16 protein-coding genes are annotated in these 16,378 nt (G+C 42.3%); 14 read left to right on the forward strand and 2 right to left on the reverse strand.

The genetic code is table 11. The annotated features are described in order from the left end of the window. Nucleotides 1-212 precede the first annotated feature (212 nt). From B0E43_RS16420 to B0E43_RS16430, 3 genes are all read left to right on the forward strand, one after another. The gene (locus B0E43_RS16420; protein ID WP_077351730.1) at nt 213-845 is read left to right on the forward strand and encodes a sterol desaturase family protein; all 633 of its coding nucleotides are present in this window, start codon (nt 213-215) and stop codon (nt 843-845) included. Between the two features lie 456 nt (nt 846-1,301). Continuing rightward, nucleotides 1,302-2,309 (forward strand): helix-turn-helix domain-containing protein, encoded by a 1,008-nt coding sequence (locus B0E43_RS16425; RefSeq protein ID WP_077351732.1) that lies wholly within the window; start codon nt 1,302-1,304, stop codon nt 2,307-2,309. Nucleotides 2,310-2,365: 56 nt separating this feature from the next. Further along, nucleotides 2,366-3,478, forward strand: coding sequence for a formylglycine-generating enzyme family protein (locus tag B0E43_RS16430; RefSeq protein ID WP_077351734.1), 1,113 nt, complete (start codon nt 2,366-2,368; stop codon nt 3,476-3,478). Nucleotides 3,479-3,669: 191 nt separating this feature from the next. On the opposite strand, the gene B0E43_RS16435 is transcribed toward B0E43_RS16430, so the two are convergent. Further along, nucleotides 3,670-4,260 carry a riboflavin synthase gene (locus B0E43_RS16435; protein WP_077351736.1) on the reverse strand — a complete coding sequence of 197 codons (591 nt, stop codon included), beginning with the start codon at nt 4,258-4,260 and terminating at the stop codon, nt 3,670-3,672. A 107-nt stretch (nt 4,261-4,367) separates the two neighbouring features. On the opposite strand from B0E43_RS16435, the gene B0E43_RS16440 reads away from it, so the two are divergent. From B0E43_RS16440 to B0E43_RS16470, 7 genes are all read left to right on the forward strand, one after another. Next, complete coding sequence (locus B0E43_RS16440) at nt 4,368-5,024, forward strand: protein-L-isoaspartate(D-aspartate) O-methyltransferase (RefSeq protein WP_077351738.1); 657 nt, start codon at nt 4,368-4,370, stop codon at nt 5,022-5,024. Nucleotides 5,025-5,190: 166 nt separating this feature from the next. Beyond that, nucleotides 5,191-5,718, forward strand: coding sequence for an acyl-CoA thioesterase (locus tag B0E43_RS16445; protein ID WP_077351740.1), 528 nt, complete (start codon nt 5,191-5,193; stop codon nt 5,716-5,718). 163 nt (nt 5,719-5,881) lie between these two features. Next, nucleotides 5,882-6,514 carry a hypothetical protein gene (locus B0E43_RS16450; protein WP_077351742.1) on the forward strand — a complete coding sequence of 211 codons (633 nt, stop codon included), beginning with the start codon at nt 5,882-5,884 and terminating at the stop codon, nt 6,512-6,514. Then, the gene (locus B0E43_RS16455) at nt 6,511-6,822 is read left to right on the forward strand and encodes a DUF3817 domain-containing protein (protein WP_077351744.1); all 312 of its coding nucleotides are present in this window, start codon (nt 6,511-6,513) and stop codon (nt 6,820-6,822) included. The genes B0E43_RS16450 and B0E43_RS16455 overlap by 4 nt, the downstream gene beginning before the upstream one ends. A gap of 3 nt (nt 6,823-6,825) precedes the next feature. Further along, on the forward strand, nt 6,826-7,845 hold the full coding sequence (locus B0E43_RS16460) for a hypothetical protein (protein WP_077351746.1): 1,020 nt from the start codon (nt 6,826-6,828) through the stop codon (nt 7,843-7,845). A 152-nt stretch (nt 7,846-7,997) separates the two neighbouring features. After that, nucleotides 7,998-8,879, forward strand: coding sequence for a CorA family divalent cation transporter (locus tag B0E43_RS16465; RefSeq protein ID WP_077351748.1), 882 nt, complete (start codon nt 7,998-8,000; stop codon nt 8,877-8,879). Between the two features lie 111 nt (nt 8,880-8,990). Then, on the forward strand, nt 8,991-9,677 hold the full coding sequence (locus B0E43_RS16470; RefSeq protein WP_077351750.1) for a GNAT family N-acetyltransferase: 687 nt from the start codon (nt 8,991-8,993) through the stop codon (nt 9,675-9,677). Between the two features lie 30 nt (nt 9,678-9,707). Here the strand turns inward: B0E43_RS16470 and B0E43_RS16475 are convergent, their stop codons facing one another. Further along, entirely contained in the window at nt 9,708-10,355 is a 648-nt protein-coding gene (locus B0E43_RS16475) for a VOC family protein (protein WP_077351752.1), read from the reverse strand. A 376-nt stretch (nt 10,356-10,731) separates the two neighbouring features. On the opposite strand from B0E43_RS16475, the gene B0E43_RS16480 reads away from it, so the two are divergent. The 4 genes from B0E43_RS16480 (at nt 10,732) to B0E43_RS16495 (ending at nt 16,117) form a co-directional block, all read left to right on the forward strand. After that, nucleotides 10,732-11,430, forward strand: coding sequence for a hypothetical protein (locus B0E43_RS16480; protein WP_077351754.1), 699 nt, complete (start codon nt 10,732-10,734; stop codon nt 11,428-11,430). Between the two features lie 6 nt (nt 11,431-11,436). Further along, a complete protein-coding gene (locus B0E43_RS16485) occupies nt 11,437-11,871 on the forward strand; it encodes a DUF4345 domain-containing protein (RefSeq protein ID WP_077351760.1) in 435 nt (144 codons plus the stop codon). A gap of 260 nt (nt 11,872-12,131) precedes the next feature. Then, nucleotides 12,132-15,365 (forward strand): type ISP restriction/modification enzyme, encoded by a 3,234-nt coding sequence (locus B0E43_RS16490; protein WP_077351756.1) that lies wholly within the window; start codon nt 12,132-12,134, stop codon nt 15,363-15,365. Between the two features lie 68 nt (nt 15,366-15,433). Further along, a complete protein-coding gene (locus tag B0E43_RS16495; protein WP_139352797.1) occupies nt 15,434-16,117 on the forward strand; it encodes a hypothetical protein in 684 nt (227 codons plus the stop codon). Nucleotides 16,118-16,378 lie beyond the last annotated feature (261 nt).

A 16,378-nucleotide genomic window follows, 5' to 3' on the forward strand; every position in this document is an offset into this window, starting at 1 on the left:
ACCTGCAGGTTTTTGGGAAAAGTCTTTTCTGGCATTTTTTGCAAAAAACAGAAAAAACAGAGCATTCCCTCCGCTTTTTGGCAGAAACAAAGAATTCGCAGGAATACTGAATAATGATTATTGGTAAATCCGAAATTGGATAGAGTCCAGAATGGATTGGAAAAGTCATTGGCGAAAGAAGAGAAATACCTTTCTCAAAATCTCCAAACGCCATGAAAAAATCTCAAATAACTTCGAAAAACAACCTTCTTTTTTGCAGCCTGGCATTTTTGTTTTTAGAAGGTTGCCTACTACTTCTGGTCACTGCATTGGAAAACTCTATTACCATCTTTGTTGCCTTTTTGGGTGCGGGATGGTTTATGTGGACTTTTGTGGAATATGTAGTTCACAGGTTCCTGATGCATGAATTGATTATACCAGGTCAAAAGGATGAACTATTTAACCACCACGAGCATCATCAACACCCTGGTGCCCTAGTTGTAGGCTGGAAACACAGGCTTCTCACCGGTGTTTTGGGCATATTATTTTTGACATTGGCAATTTCTTTTCAAATCAATCCCTTCACTTTTTTTACAGGTTTTTTTATTGGATTTATGCTCTACAATTTGCTGCATTACCTGCTTCACCGACCTCTTGGCAATATCATACTTCCTCAAGTCCAACGAGCCCATATACTCCATCATACCAGATATCCTCATTGCGGATTCAGTTTCAGTACCATTTTTTGGGACTGGCTGTTTAATACTTTGCCGCCAAGAGAAGCGGAGGTTACAGAGCAAATGAAAAAGAACTATTTTAGCACCTACACTATAGTCTCTAAGCCAGGAAAAATACCTGCAGGATAGCTTGAATTGAAATAAGTAAAAGGCATTTAATTGGATGTGGTCAGACAAATACAAAGAAATCGTCTGAGGGGCATCAGGGAGACTACCTCCAATCAAGTCTCTTCGGAGTTTGATTTGAAAAAAATTAAACCAAGCAAATCAGGTTAGGCCCAATTTGAAACAAAATCTTTATAAAAAATGGATTGAAAATGAGTTGATTAAAAAAAAGCGGAGGCTGATGCCTCCCTTTTTTTTGCTTATAGAAATAGATAAATTAGAATTGGAAAAGTACAAACATAATAAAAGGCAATTTTTTCTTTTCTTTATATAATTTTGAATTATTTGTGGTTCTCGAAATATATTTAATAGTTTATTTTAATCGATAAAATATAATTCTTTTGACTATTGAAACTGTATTTAACTTTTTATACATTCAATTACATTTTTACGTGAACGAACTTTTGACCAGCTTCAAATATGAACTTATCCTCAAATCTTCAGGCTCAGTTTTTCCATAACCTTAAATCTGCCATACCTTCCTATGCTTCTTTGGTAGATGAAGTTGCCGAAACCCTTAACGTAAGTATGGATAGTGCTTACCGGAGGATCCGGGGAGAAAAGCTTTTGGACTTTGAGGAATTGCGGATTCTATGCAAACGCTTCAATGTTTCTCTGGACAAATTTTTCAGCATGAATTCCAATTCCATCATGTTCCAGGGAATTACAAATTCCTATAAAGAGGACAGTTTTATGGTTTGGATGGAGGATGTTTTGGCCCAATTGAATTTGGTCAATAGCTTTAGCCACAAGCATGTCTATTTTTTGGTAAAAGACATGCCCCCTTTCCACCACTATTATCATCCCTACCTGGCAGGATTCAAGTTCTTTTTTTGGATGAAGTCAATTCTACTGTTTGAAAATTTCAAAAGTTCAAAATTTTCCATCGAAGACAATTACTTTGAAAAGTATCGGGAAATCACTCAAAAGATCATAAAAATCTATAACCGGGTACCAACTTCAGAAATCTGGAATGAAGAAGGGCTGAATACCACTCTCCGCCAAATAGAGGTCTACCATGAAATGGGGCTAATCAAAAATTCGGAGGACACTTTGACTCTTTACAAATGTGTTTTGGAAGTGATTGACCACTTGGAAAAAATGGCGGAAACAGGTAAAAAGTCAATTTTGGGCCATCCGCCTACAGAGGACAGTGCCGAATACAGGATGTACCTCAATGAAATCGTCCTGGGAGACAATACCTTTATGGCTGAATTGGGTGAATCCAAAATCACCTACCTCAATCACAGTGTCTTGTATTTCATCGGATCGATGGACAAAAATTTCAATGACTCCATGTTCAAAAATCTTGAAAATCTGATGAAAAGATCCACGTTGATCAGTGGAACAGGGGAAAAAGAGAGAAAGCAGTTTTTCAATAAACTCCGCAAAAAGGTAGAAACCAAGCTCCAAATGGTGGAAGTCTGAGTTAAAGTTGGCGTTCAAGCTTGGCAACAACCTTTATTTTCTCATAAATTGCCTGAATGATATCATTGGCAAAAACAACCTTTTTATTTCTTATAACGCTTTCTGCATTTTTGGTCATTTCCTGTAATTCTTCTCAAGAAGCTAAGGAACAAACCACCGAAAACGAAGCCAAAATCAATTTTTCAACTCCGGAACCCCCTCAAAAAGAACCCGGAATGGCTTGGATTCCCGGAGGAAAGTTCACTATGGGCACCAATGAGGCCGATGCCTATCCGGCAGAAAAGCCCGCAGTCGAAGTCGAGGTTTCCGCATTTTGGATGGATACCCACGAAGTCACCAATGCTGAGTTTGCGAAATTTGTGGAAGCGACCGGTTACATCACAGTGGCGGAACGAAAACCTGATTGGGAAGAACTCAAAAAGCAAGTACCCCCTGGCACACCAAAACCGGATGACTCTGTGCTCGTGCCAGGCTCCATGGTCTTTTCCCCTCCCCCTTCTGCCGTTCCAACTAATGATATAACCCTATGGTGGAAATGGGTCAATGGAGCCAATTGGAGGCATCCGGATGGACCTGAAAGTTCTATTGAAGGAAAAGATAATCATCCTGTCGTCCACATTGCTTTTGAGGATGCAGAAACTTATGCCAAATGGGTTGGCAAACGGCTTCCTACAGAGTTTGAATGGGAATTTGCAGCTCGAGGAGGTGTAAATGGAAAGCGCTTTGCTTGGGGGGATGAACTCCATCCCAGCGGACAGTACTTGGCAAATACCTTCCAGGGAGTTTTCCCTCACCAAAATGAAGGAACAGATGGATTCATTGGGTCATCTCCGGTTGCCACATTCGCTCCCAATTCCTTTGGCTTATACGATATGATCGGAAATGTCTGGGAACTCACCAATGATTGGTACGACTTTTTGAAATTGGCCAGGATTGCCGGTCAGGCTCCAAAGCTGGATGCGGGAATGAATCCCTGCTACAATCCGGATAATCCTTATGCAATGGAGCACGTCATCAAAGGCGGCTCCTTCCTTTGTGCTGAAAATTATTGTGTCAACTATAGGCCTTCGGCAAGACAGGGAACATCATTCGATTCGGGTACCTCCAATGTGGGGTTCAGATTGGTTAAAGATCCTGAAAGAGGAGTGGCAATTCGCAGTGGGCAGTGATCAGTAAGCAGAGGGCAGTAAGCAGTGTTCATTCACAGTTTTCAGTCGCAGGATTCAGTGATCGGTGATCGGTCACAGCAATCAGAAAGTAAGTGGTGAGTTGTGATCTGTTTACATACCGCTTACTAATTACTACTTATCACTCACCTCCTACTTACTGCGACTGCAAACTGAACACTGATCACTGAACACTAAACATATCCTTTGATCATCCGTGCGATGTATTTTCCCACAATGTCAAATTCCAGATTGACCAAATCACCTGACTGAAGTTGGTGAAAATTGGTATGCTCATAGGTATAGGGAATGATCGCGACCGAAAACCTGCCCGGACCAGAATTGAAGCAGGTTAAACTTGTTCCATTGACTGTAATGGAACCTTTTTCGACGGTGACATTGGCTAAATTCTGATCGTATTCAAAATCAAAAACCCAGGATCCGTTTTCATCTGAAATCCGCTTAACAACTCCAGTCTGATCCACATGGCCCTGAACGATATGTCCGTCAAATCTTCCGTTTGCTGGCATACAACGCTCAAGGTTCACCTTCTTACCGACACTCCAGCCAGAAAGATTGGTTTTTTGGAGGGTTTCATCAATGGCGGTCACCTGATAAGTATCCTGTTCCACAGCCACGACAGTGAGGCAAACCCCATCATGAGAAAGTGATTGGTCGATTTTGAGTTCTGTGGTAATTTTTGAACTGAGGAAAAAATGCACATTACTGCCTTCCCGGACTATTTTTTCGATGATTCCAAAGGACTCGATGATACCTGTAAACATGACTGAAAATTAAACTTCGATAGATCAAAGGAATAAGCAAAAATTGCCTTTCCGGGTTCAAAGTAAGGCAAATATTCATTTATCTTCGAACACCAAACCCACCCGGCATGCTTAAACTTGAAGATACTTACCTGCACAAAGGAAAACGCCGCGCACTTGTGGCTGAGCTCCGGGCAAAAGGTATCAAAAGCGAAAGGGTGTTGGATGCAATCAACAACCTTCCCCGTCACTTTTTCTTTGACACGGCATTGATTTCCCATGCTTACGAGGACAAGGCCTTTCCTATCGGAGAGGGACAGACGATCTCACAACCTTATACCGTTGCGTTTCAAACCGAACTCCTGGATGTGAAACCCGGTGACAAAATCCTGGAAATCGGAACTGGGTCAGGCTATCAGGGCAGTATTCTGCATCTTTTGGGAGCTGAAGTTTACACCATTGAATACCAAAAGAAGCTGTTCGAAGGAACGCAGCGGTTTCTGAAAAGACTCGGAATTGAAATGCACCTTTTCTTTGGTGACGGAACTGGAGGATTGCCTCAATTTGCACCTTATGACAAAATCATCGTCACGGCAGGTGCACCGGTGGTTCCGGAGGCATTGATCCAGCAATTGAAAATCGGTGGAATTCTGGTGATTCCAGTAGGCGACAGAAAGCGACAAGCCATGGTGAAAATCACCAAAAAGAATGCAAAAGAAATCCTCAGGGAAGAATTCGATGGATTTGCTTTTGTACCGCTGTTGGGAAAAGAAGGCTGGAAATAAGACTTTTGGAGTTTGGGATTTCGGATGTCGGATTTCGGATTTTCGATTGAAAGCACCTCCAAACTCTAGGAATCAATGATGTAAGAAACCAGAATAAAATTCGGATTAAAATTTTCCATGTGATCCAAACAAAATTTTATTTCTATTTTTGTTCAAAATCAGATTTATGGCAAAGCAAAAGTTCGCAAAGGAATCTGTCACCATCATGACAGAAATGGTTCTTCCCAACGATACCAATACTCTAAACAACCTCATGGGAGGCCGTCTGATGCACTGGATGGATATTTCGGCTGCAATTGCTGCGCAAAAACACTGCAATCGCATCGTAGTCACCGCCTCCGCCGACAGTATTTCTTTCAAGCAACCCATCAATTTGGGAAATGTGGTCACACTCAGATCCCAGGTGACCCGCTCTTTCAACTCTTCCATGGAGGTTTTCATCGAAGTGACAGCTGAGGATATTCCCGCCAGAAAGAAAATCATGACCCACCGGGCTTTTTTCACTTTTGTGGCGGTGGATCTAAATGGAAGACCCATCGAAATCCCTGAACTTGTCCCCGAGACTCCTGAAGAAACCGAACTTTTCGAAGGTGCTCTTAGAAGAAGACAGCTTCGCTTGGTTTTGGCTAAGCGCATGAAACCTGAGGATGCGGTCGAACTGAAATCGATTTTCAACCTGGACGATAAGGGTTGATGGATGTGGTTTGAAATTTGAAATTAGCTGCAGTAGTCTGTCGACTGTGGACCGTTGACCATTCCCAAATAGGATTATTCACCATTTCCATCATTCCAGATATTCCTATTTCATTTATCACTTCAAACTTGGCCTTACGGCAATTTTTACCCAATTTCCAGCCATGGAAAATTTTAGTCTTGCCGAACTCAAATCCCTGATCGAAGAGGAAATTTACCTGATTCCGGAAGACCGGGAAGCGATTTTGGCGCAGATGGAGGGCAATTCTTCTTTGTCTCCAAAAACCAAACCATCCGATCCCGTTCGAATTGAAATCAGAGAAATTAACTCTGAAGTTGCAGTTCCTGTTCAATTACATGAACCAAAGCCTGAACCTCAGGTTGTTGTCGAAGAATCTTTTTCTGAGCCGATTCCTATCCGTGGCAATTTCTCCAAAGGAGTTTTGATCCTTCACGAAGAGACCCAACTCAGTGCCGAGGTGATGGAAATGCTGGTCAAAATGATCAATGCCTGCGGTCACTCGATGAACGAGGTGGGCTTGGTCGCCTCTGAAAATCTTGAAGGACGCTCGATGGAAGAATTCCAAAGCCTAAATGCACATACTGTTCTTAAATTCGGAAGGATCAGCCATCCCATCAATGCCGTCCCTGCACGACTCTATGAGGTCTATTCTGAAAATGAAACCGAATATCTTTTTGCTGATTCTCTGAGCATGATCGGTGAGGATGTCAACCTAAAAAAGAAACTTTGGACCTCACTGCAGGTTCTATTTAACCTCTCCTCTTCCAAAAAATGAACGCCGAACAAACCAAATGGGCCAGACGATTTAAATGGATCAGCCTGATCGAAGGACTCTCTTTTTTGATCCTGCTTGGAATAGCCATGCCTTTGAAATACATGTTTGATACCCCGATTGCGGTCACTTATGTCGGCTGGGTGCACGGGATTCTGTTTATCCTCTATATCTACACGGTTTTTCCTACCTCCCAAAAGTTGAAATGGGAATTTAGCAGAACTTTTTTCGCACTCATTGCCTCTATCCTGCCATTTGGTCCGTTTATTTTCGACAGAAACCTGAAGAAAAATCAACACGTGGATTTATAAACCATGGCCCTGATCAGCAGAAAAAAGCTCATTTACCAAATCAGTCCGGTACTGAGGCGCTACCTGATCAAATATTCTCGGGAAGTAGATATCCCTATCCATTATCACGAACTGCTGAGATACACCAGTTCCATTGCCCTGTATGATTCCAAGGAGCAGGACACGCTTTGGGAGACGGTGTTCTATGCCGAAAGTGACCGGGAGGAAATCCACCTCAATGTCAAAAAAATCTACGCTTTGCTCAAAGCCGGCGGTGACATGAGTGTGATGGAACATCTCTTCATCGACCGGATTGATCTCTGCATCTATGGTAATACCCAGCCTTTTCGGGTTCGAATCGTCAACCGGATCAACGATAACTTCGACTATTTCTACATCAAAAACGCCGATGCTTCCCGGGTTTATGGACTGGAATTGGAGCACCTCCTCTCCCCTAACAGGATCAGTTATCTAGTGCATCAAAACACTTTGATTGAGGAGCATATTGCAGGGATTCCAGGGGAAAAATTCATGAAACTCCACATGGAGGATCCTCATCTCAATCCTATCCGATTGGCAAAGGAATTTGTCAAATTCAACGAGCGCTGCTTTGTTCGCCTCCTTGGCGACATGCATTCTTCCAATTTTGTAATTGACGTTACGCCTGATTTTGAGGAAACCCATTATCGGATCCGGGCCATTGATTTTGACCAGCAGGCCTATGAAGGAAAAAAATCCATCTACCTACCCCAATACTTCAAAGAAAACAATGTGCTAATTCAGCTGGGAATGAAATACATCACTCCTGAGTCCATGCGCCAATATCAGCGCGAAGAGCGGGCTTTAATCACCACCCGGCTCCGTTCCTCTCACAAAGAAATCGAAGATATCCTCCGCTGCATGGAGCATGACCGGCTTTCTCCAGATGAAAATGTAGAGAGTCTGAAAACTGAATTGGCCAAACATTACAGAAATCACGCTTTTATGGCCTGTCGAAACATGGGTGAAATCCTGCGTCTAAGTCTTCACCAAGTGTTAAAATAAAGTCCCATCTGAACGGTTTTAGCGGAACTTTCTCCTTACCGAAGACAAAAAAAACTTTTATATTCAAGGATTATATCCTGCGAAAATTCGGTTCCCAATCCTGTTTTCAACTTTTCCAATGCAATCTACCCGACTAAACTTGCTTACACTTCATGGCTCAATACAAAAAATCCTTTGAAAAATTTGAGTGGCTGGACTTGGAGAAGCCCAAATCAAAAGAGCTAATTGAACTTACCCTTCCCTACAAAATTGATTTAAACCTTTTGGACGATGCCTTGGAAAACGGCCACCTTCCAAAACTTGAAAAACACGGTGATTTCACCTTTATCATTTTAAGGGCATATTCTGCTGAACCCCACCATAATTACAACTCCGTTCCCAAACTCACCAATAAGATTGCCTTTCTTTTCAATGAGAATCACTTGATCACCATTCATCAGAAGCCTTTTGAGTTTTTGGAAAAGTTCAAAGAGGAGGAATATGAAGAATCTGAGGCCTTGGTACTTGCCATTATTTTGAAAATGCTTCAAACTTTCGAAGCCCCGGTAAACTGGCTGAGTGACAAAATGGATGAGAATGAAAAAGAAATCTTCCTGAACAAGCATGGAAAAATCTCCATTGAACATTTGTATTACCAAAAAGCCAAAGCACGGATTTGCCGAAAATTGCTTCAGCTTACTCAAAATGTGCTAAATCAAATTGGCGTAAAAGACGCCTATATTTCTTCCCTTCAGGACATTAAGGAATCCACCGTCAATTACATGTTGCATTTTGATGAGGTGATCGAAGATGCCCATGCTATTCTCAACACGCATATTTCTCTCACTGCCCAAAAAAGCAATGAAGTCATGAAACTCCTCACCATATTTTCCGCATTTTTTCTGCCTCTAACTTTTATTGTAGGAGTTTACGGGATGAATTTTGAACACATGCCCGAACTGGAGTGGAAATACGGATACTACATGACCTGGGCAGTCATGGTGGGAATTTCAGCGATTATTTTCGCCTGGTTTAAGCGTAAGAAATTTGTTTGAGTGCAGGAAATTGAAAGATTGGGGATCAGTTTACTGACAGTTTTCAGCCAATATTTCCAGTAGTTAGCATTTACCAATATCTTTTTAATACGAACCGAAAACCCTTAAAATATGCCTTCAACTCTTGATAATCCGGTCTGGAATGCCCTGAATTCGGGAAGTGACAAGCATTCGGAGGGAAATGGTCGGGTCAGATACATGCATCGGGACAAAGGCCTTTTTGTTGGATTTCGATCTTACTCGGAAGAAGAGTGGAATGACCTTGAAAAATGGCTTCCCAATGGCAGCCCAATCATACTTTTTACTCCGGGAGAAATCACAATTCCAAAAATCTGGGATTTGAAAATGCAAAGAGCAATTGCACAAATGGTCTACGAATCAACCGAAATGCCTGCTCGTAAAGAAAACCCACGAGCAATTCATTTAGGAGAAAAAGATATTCCTGCGATGCTTGCCCTCACGTCTTTGACCAATCCTGGACCGTTTTTTTCCAAAACCATTGAGCTGGGCTATTTTGAGGGAATTTTTGTGGGGGGAAATTTGGCATCAATGACTGGGCAGCGGCTTCATCCTGACCCTTATGTGGAGGTCAGCGCGGTCTGTACTCATCCGGATTACCTTGGAAATGGCTTTGCCGCAGAGTTGGTTCGCAATCAAATCCGAAGGATTTTGGGAGAATCCAAAATCCCTTTTCTGCATGTTTACCCGGATAATTTTGGTGCTATCCGATTGTATGAGAAATTGGGCTTTCGCCTGCGAAAGGAAATGAGGGTTTATTTTTTGGAGAAAAACAGTTAAACACAATTTTTCAATCTTCAATCCGGATAATCAAAAGCTGACAACCAAATCAAGTTCGGGAAAATCCAAAACCTTCCCCTGCCTCCCCCCATCAAACTCCAAAACCAAACCTGCCTTTTCGGCTGATTCAAACCGAACTTGAGGATGACCCTGAATGCGTCTGACAAAATCAGATTTCAACTCCGGCTCTGGAATCTGAAAAGTGGCTTTGGTCAGTTTTCGAATTCCGTTTGGATGATCCAATGGTTCGGAATAGACAGTTTTTGGTCCTTTGAATGGACCACGAAAAGTCCAAGGCAAGTCGGGATTTTCCCGGTTTGGCAAAATCTCAAAACTCTTTCCCTCAGGAAAATAAACCGGTTGGTAGAATTCACAATCCTTGAAAACCGAATCTGAACTTTCGGTATTTTCCAATCCAATCCCAAACCGTGAAAATCCAGACTCCATAAACCTCACCCGCTCAGTCAGGCTTATTTTTCGGATCAGTTCGGTTTCCAACTCCACCGGATCATTTTCCCAGATGATTTCCAAAAAGAAATTCTCAAAGTAGAACTTTCTGTTCCGCGTGCCCTGTCCCGGATGAACCCGGTGGCTTCCTTCCAAAAATCCTGACTTTATCAATCGCTTGGCTTCATTTCCCTGATTCCGGGACGCTATGAAAATATGGTCGATAAGCATAAGACAAAGATTGGCCTAATCCTGAAAAGGTTTTGGATTTTTTTCAATCCTTCATGCAACCTGCTGCCCCTTTTTCCCATCCCTAGACCATGAAAAACTCTATTAAAATCCCTCAAAAATCTCCCGCATTGGCTTGGTTGCTGGTCTTTTTAATCTGCCTTGGCTTCAATTCCTTTTGCTTTGCCAATTCAGGGGGATCTTCGGACTGCCGTTCTTCAGGTTTAACTTTTGCAGTCAAAGACTGCATTCAAGTAAGCACAAGCCTGCCTGACGGCAAGGCAGGTCTGAGGGCCTGCGCTAAATAATTCTGGAATTTTCTTCAAAAAGCAACCTGACTCCCCTTTTTTCCATCATTCCAACAAAACCAACTATCAGTATGAAAATCTTAAAAATTGCTTTTCTCGCATTTTTGGGGATTTGCTTCGGCGTGTCAGCCCAAGAACTCCAACAACCTCTGGAGGATATCCCGATGTCCAACCGGGGCTATGCGCTACTTAAATCCGGTGAAGTCATCGAAGGAAAAATCCTCACCACCAACAGTACCCGAGGAATCACCCAAGTCAGCCTGGAAGATGGAACGGGTACAAGACACAAAATCAGTGCAAAGGAAATCTACGAATTTGCCATTGCCATGAACGGTGCCGTGAGACTTCAGTACCTCAATGAAAGAGGATCTTCCGTGAAAAAACTGTTGTCCAAAGATCAACCGACAGCAAAGCCCGAAGACTTCATTATTTTCCGGAATACCAGTGTCAACGGAGAAAAGGAACTGCTTCTCCAGTTGCTTAACCCCGATTTTGACGAAGTATTTGAGGTATTCTTCGATCCTTTTGCCCGCAAGACTACCGCTTTGGAGGGGGAATACATCACCTGGACGGGAGATAAGCACCGGGCCTATTTCATTTCAAAAAATGGAGCTCCCTTGTTGAAAGTAAAAAAAGGAAACTATGATAAAGTTTTTGAGGTCCTGTTTGGAGATTGCCAACAGGTGTTCTCCGAAGTGAAAAAACCGAAACTGGAAGACCTGGGCCAGCACATCAATCTCTACAATGCTTCCTGTTCCTTTTCAAATTAAATGACCATGAAAAAGATGAATCCTTGGGTAATGTTTACCCGCATTTACATTGGATTTTCGATGCTGAGCCTGTTTTCGGTGAGTGTAATGGCTCTTTTTGACCCGCAGTCGGTGATGGATCTGGTCGGCGTGAAACTGGAAAATACCGATGCTTTGAGTTCGATACGTGGAGTATATGGTGGAGTGGGAATTACGATTTGTTTGAGCCTCCTTTACCTGCTCATTCTCTATCCCGAAAAAGGAGCTGCATTCCTCAGTATTTTCTGGGGAGCCTATGCGTTTTCGAGATTGATCACCTTGGTCTCAGATGGTCCATTGGGAGACTTTGGAAATCAATGGCTATTGATCGAGAGTTTCTTGGCATTGGTTGGCTTGGGGCTGTGGCAGTTTTTGGTATCCGAGCGGAGGAAGCAGAAGTTTATCCTCAGGCCGGGAATCTGATATTAAATTTTGGTGACTTAAAAACCGATCTCTCCGCTCAATGAGAGTTAGCTTAAGAGTAGACAAGTCTACACTCTCTCGCTCCTATCTATCAAAAACAAATTTCCGACATTTTCCACCCATTGGTACAAATACGTTTTTCGTTTTCAGACAAACTAATATCTTTAAGGATTGGGTTTACTCGATGCCCAAGTGAGTGCCTGCCTGGCAGCAGACAGGTCCCCGCTCACTTCCATCCCAAATACCACCGATCCTTTTTCATGACCACAGCCGATTACCTTGTCGCCCTCAATTCCCGCTTCCGCCTCGGCAATGCTACCGAGCATACCTTTCGGGGCGATCTCCAAAACCTCCTCGAATCCCTCGCTCCCGGCATAAGCGCCACGAACGAACCCAAGCGCCAAGCCTGCGGTGCACCGGATTACATTCTGACGAACAAAAAGGAAATCCCCGTAGGCTACATCGAGGCCAAAGACATCGGAGATTCGGATTTGCATGGGATGAAAAAGAACGGCAACAAGGAGCAATTCGACCGATACAAAGGCTCGCTGGACAACCTGATCTTTACCGATTACCTGGACTTCGTCTATTTCCGTAATGGCGAACTCGCCACTTCCGTCCGTATCGGGGTCGTGGACAATGGGAAAATCCTTCCCCTGCCGCACAACTTCCCGGCATTCGAACTCCTGATCAAGGAGTTCACCACGCACCTCGGGCAGACGATTAAAAGCTCCAAAAAGCTCGCCGAGATGATGGCTGGCAAAGCCCGGCTTCTCGCCAACGTGATCCAAGCAGCCCTCGAAAGCGACGAGGAGCATCAGGACAATTCCACCCTGAAGGATCAGATGAACGCCTTCAAGGAGATCCTCATCCACGACATCAATCCCAAACAGTTTTCCGATGTCTATGCCCAGACCATCGCTTACGGGATGTTTGCGGCGAGATTGTACGACACGTCCTTGGATACCTTTAGCCGACAGGAAGCGGCCGAACTGATCCCCAAGTCCAATCCTTTCCTGCGAAAGCTCTTCCAATACATCGCCGGATACGACCTAGACCAGCGGATCACCTGGATTGTGGATGCGCTGGCGGACATCTTCCGTGCGGCGGATGTGGATGCCATCCTCAAGAACTTCGGCAAATCCACCAAGATGGAAGATCCCATCATCCACTTCTACGAGGACTTTCTGACCCAATACGATCCCAAGCTTCGCAAGCAGCGTGGGGTCTGGTACACGCCGCATCCCGTGGTGAACTTTATCATCCGGGCCGTGGACGAGATCCTGGTCACCGAGTTTGGCTTGCCGATGGGTTTGGCCGATACCTCCAAGACCAAGATCAAAATCCCCATTCCCACCCATGACCAACGATTCAAGGGCGGCATGAGGGAAGTCGAGCAGGAAGTGCACCGGGTTCAATTCCTCGATCCGGCTACAGGCACGGGCACCTTTGTGGCCGAGGCGATCCAGCAGATCTACGACAAGATGAAGGGGCAGCAAGGCCTCTGGAACAGCTATGTGGAAAATCACCTGCTTCCCCGCATCAACGGCTTCGAACTCCTGATGGCCTCCTATGCCATGGCGCACTTGAAACTTGATCTTCTGCTCAAGCAAACGGGCTACACCGGAACCAAAAACCAACGCTTCCGCATCTACCTGACCAATTCCCTGGAGGAATACCACAAAGACACCGGAACCCTCTTTGCCAACTGGCTATCTGCCGAAGCCTCCGAAGCCAACCAGATCAAACGCGACGCGCCCGTGATGATCGTGGCGGGCAATCCGCCTTATTCGGTGAGTAGTACGAATAAAGGGGAGTGGATTGAAAGCTTGGTAGCGGATTATAAAAAAAATCTGAATGAGCGAAATATCCAACCGCTTTCGGATGATTACATTAAGTTCATCCGATATGGACAGCATTTTATAGAAAAGAACGGTTCAGGAATTCTTGCCTTTATTACCAACAATAGTTTCCTGGATGGGATTATCCATCGCCAAATGCGAAAGAACCTATTCGAGACTTTTGATCAAATCTATATTATTGATCTGCATGGAAATGCCAAGAAAAAAGAAACAGCTCCGGATGGATCAAAAGATGAAAATGTCTTTGACATCCAACAAGGGGTTAGTATTAATTTGTTTGTAAAAACAAAAATTGGAAAATCTGACAAATCTTTAAAGGTTAAAGATGTTTATGGAGATAGAAATTTTAAATATAATTTTCTAAATAATTCTAGCTTAACGAAAATGGAATGGGTGAATATTCAACCATTTAGCCCGAATTATTATTTTATTAAAAAAGATTTTAGCGGAAGTGACAATTATTCAAAGGGATTAAAAATTGATGATTTATTTAAGGAGAATTCTTCAGGAATAAAAACACACAGAGATCATTTTGTTGTTGATTTTGATAAAAGAAATTTACAAGATCGAATTAAGCACTTTTATAATCTCGATAACTCAGATGATGGTTTATCAAAAGAATTGAGCCTGAAAAGTAATAGAGATTGGGATTTATCTATTGCGAGACGGAAGAATCAATTTAATGATACTAAGTTCCGAAAGATAGATTATAGGGTTTTTGATAGAAGACAAATTTACTATGAATCATCATTGATTGATTTCGGTAGAGAAAAAATCATGAACAATTTTGTCGATACAGATAATTTTGGATTTGTTTCTTTACGGCAATCAAGGGCAGGAGAATTTAACAATTACTGGATTTCAAAAGATATCGTTGGGAAAGATGTTCTTTCATCTCTTGACACATGCACAGTCTTCCCTCTCTACCTTTATCCTGAATCTTCCGGTCAGTTAAGTTTGGGTTCGGCCGCGACCCGTACGCCCAATCTGAATCTAGAAATCGTGGATCAGATTGCGAAGGGTTTGGGATTGACCTTTGTATCAGAGAAGGGGGAGGAAGGAGAAGTTTGCTTTGCGGAGAGTGGCAAAGTGATGCCAGCTTACCGGCAGACCTTTGCGCCGATAGACTTGTTGGATTACTTCTATGCTGTGCTGCATAGTCCTACTTATCGGGAAACGTACAAGGAGTTTTTGAAGATTGACTTCCCAAGAGTGCCGTATCCGACAGATGCCGAGCAGTTCTGGAAGTTGGTGGCACTAGGTGGCGAACTCCGACAGCTTCACCTAATGGAAAGCCCCAAACTCAGCCAGTTCATTACCCAGTATCCCGTGGGTGGAGAGAATGAGGTGGAGAAGATCAGTTTTGAATTGAGCGTCGACGATAACTTTTCCAAAGTTTCGAACTTTGGAAAAGTTGGCAAAGTCTTTATCAACCTCGACCAATACTTCGATTCCGTCCCCGAGATCGCCTGGAACTTCTACATCGGCGGCTATCAACCCGCCCAAAAATGGCTCAAAGACCGAAAGGGAAGAATATTAGATTTCGAAGACATCATGCATTATCAAAGGATTATTAAGGCATTGACCGAGACGGATCGAGTGATGAGGGAGATTGATGGGGTGGGGGTATGATTGGAATATGTAAACTTTGCCAAGAGGAGAAGGAATTATTAAAAAGATCTCATATTATTCCAGAATTTATGTATAAAAATCTATTTGATGAAAAACATAGATACATTGTTACCTCAAATTCAAGTATTATAAATAAAACATCAGAATATGAACCTCCTCAATCTGGAATCTATGAGGCAAATATTTTATGTAAATCCTGCGATAATTCATTTTTGTCAATTTTAGAAAGATATTTTTCAGTTTTCTTTCATTCTGAAAAAATTTCAATAGAAAAATCCCCTAAATTAATTCCCAAAATTGATCTAAATGGAAATAAATTCTTTTATTGTTCTAATACGGACTATGGTAAACTGAAGTTGTTTTTCCTTTCAATTCTATGGAGATCAAGCATATCAAAAAAAGAATTTTTCAAAGATATAAATCTTGGACCTCATGAAGAAAAAATTAGAAAAATGGTTTTTGAAAATAATCCAGGAAATGTTGATGAGTATCCTGTTATGCTATCAATAGTGGATCAATCATCAGGAAGTCCTAATGATTATATAGGACAACCAAGATTTAGTAGGTTTGAGGGGCATCACGTCGCCACTTTCTGGATATCTTCAATATTGTTTTCAGTTTATGTTTCATCTCATCCAAAACCAGCAAAATCTATTGAAATGTCCTTACAGCCAAATGGTGAATTTATACTTCCGTATTTAACTAAATCAGAAGCTTGGAATTTGATGTTGAAATTTTCAGGCTTGAAGTAAAAACAATAGGTTTCGAAAAGAAATTAAAAATTATAAATGAATTTGACTTAAAATTACTTTGTTTATCGTCTCAGTATTCACATAAAATAAATTATATTTAAAGAACCATGGAAAAGAAATTTGTTTTTAACAACGGAAACATCTATGACCACTTTGATCAATTATCATTTGATTATTCTATTAAATATTCTAAATTCATTCAAGATAATAAGAATAAAAATTCAGAAATTATTCATGCGGATTTTATGAGTAGTATATATC

It is taken from the genome of Algoriphagus sp. A40 (assembly GCF_002002735.1).
In the GTDB taxonomy this organism is placed as follows: Bacteria; Bacteroidota; Bacteroidia; order Cytophagales; family Cyclobacteriaceae; genus Algoriphagus.

Coding starts and splice junctions, on each gene's coding strand:
- B0E43_RS16445 (WP_077351740.1), top strand. CDS start 5,191: ATGGCAAAGCAAAAGTTCGCAAAGGAATCTGTCACCATCATGACAGAA.
- B0E43_RS16475 (WP_077351752.1), bottom strand. CDS start 10,355: ATGCTTATCGACCATATTTTCATAGCGTCCCGGAATCAGGGAAATGAA.
- B0E43_RS16465 (WP_077351748.1), top strand. CDS start 7,998: ATGGCTCAATACAAAAAATCCTTTGAAAAATTTGAGTGGCTGGACTTG.
- B0E43_RS16490 (WP_077351756.1), top strand. CDS start 12,132: ATGACCACAGCCGATTACCTTGTCGCCCTCAATTCCCGCTTCCGCCTC.
- B0E43_RS16440 (WP_077351738.1), top strand. CDS start 4,368: ATGCTTAAACTTGAAGATACTTACCTGCACAAAGGAAAACGCCGCGCA.
- B0E43_RS16470 (WP_077351750.1), top strand. CDS start 8,991: ATGCCTTCAACTCTTGATAATCCGGTCTGGAATGCCCTGAATTCGGGA.
- B0E43_RS16460 (WP_077351746.1), top strand. CDS start 6,826: ATGGCCCTGATCAGCAGAAAAAAGCTCATTTACCAAATCAGTCCGGTA.
- B0E43_RS16450 (WP_077351742.1), top strand. CDS start 5,882: ATGGAAAATTTTAGTCTTGCCGAACTCAAATCCCTGATCGAAGAGGAA.
- B0E43_RS16420 (WP_077351730.1), top strand. CDS start 213: ATGAAAAAATCTCAAATAACTTCGAAAAACAACCTTCTTTTTTGCAGC.
- B0E43_RS16455 (WP_077351744.1), top strand. CDS start 6,511: ATGAACGCCGAACAAACCAAATGGGCCAGACGATTTAAATGGATCAGC.
- B0E43_RS16425 (WP_077351732.1), top strand. CDS start 1,302: ATGAACTTATCCTCAAATCTTCAGGCTCAGTTTTTCCATAACCTTAAA.
- B0E43_RS16495 (WP_139352797.1), top strand. CDS start 15,434: ATGTATAAAAATCTATTTGATGAAAAACATAGATACATTGTTACCTCA.
- B0E43_RS16480 (WP_077351754.1), top strand. CDS start 10,732: ATGAAAATCTTAAAAATTGCTTTTCTCGCATTTTTGGGGATTTGCTTC.
- B0E43_RS16435 (WP_077351736.1), bottom strand. CDS start 4,260: ATGTTTACAGGTATCATCGAGTCCTTTGGAATCATCGAAAAAATAGTC.
- B0E43_RS16430 (WP_077351734.1), top strand. CDS start 2,366: ATGATATCATTGGCAAAAACAACCTTTTTATTTCTTATAACGCTTTCT.
- B0E43_RS16485 (WP_077351760.1), top strand. CDS start 11,437: ATGAAAAAGATGAATCCTTGGGTAATGTTTACCCGCATTTACATTGGA.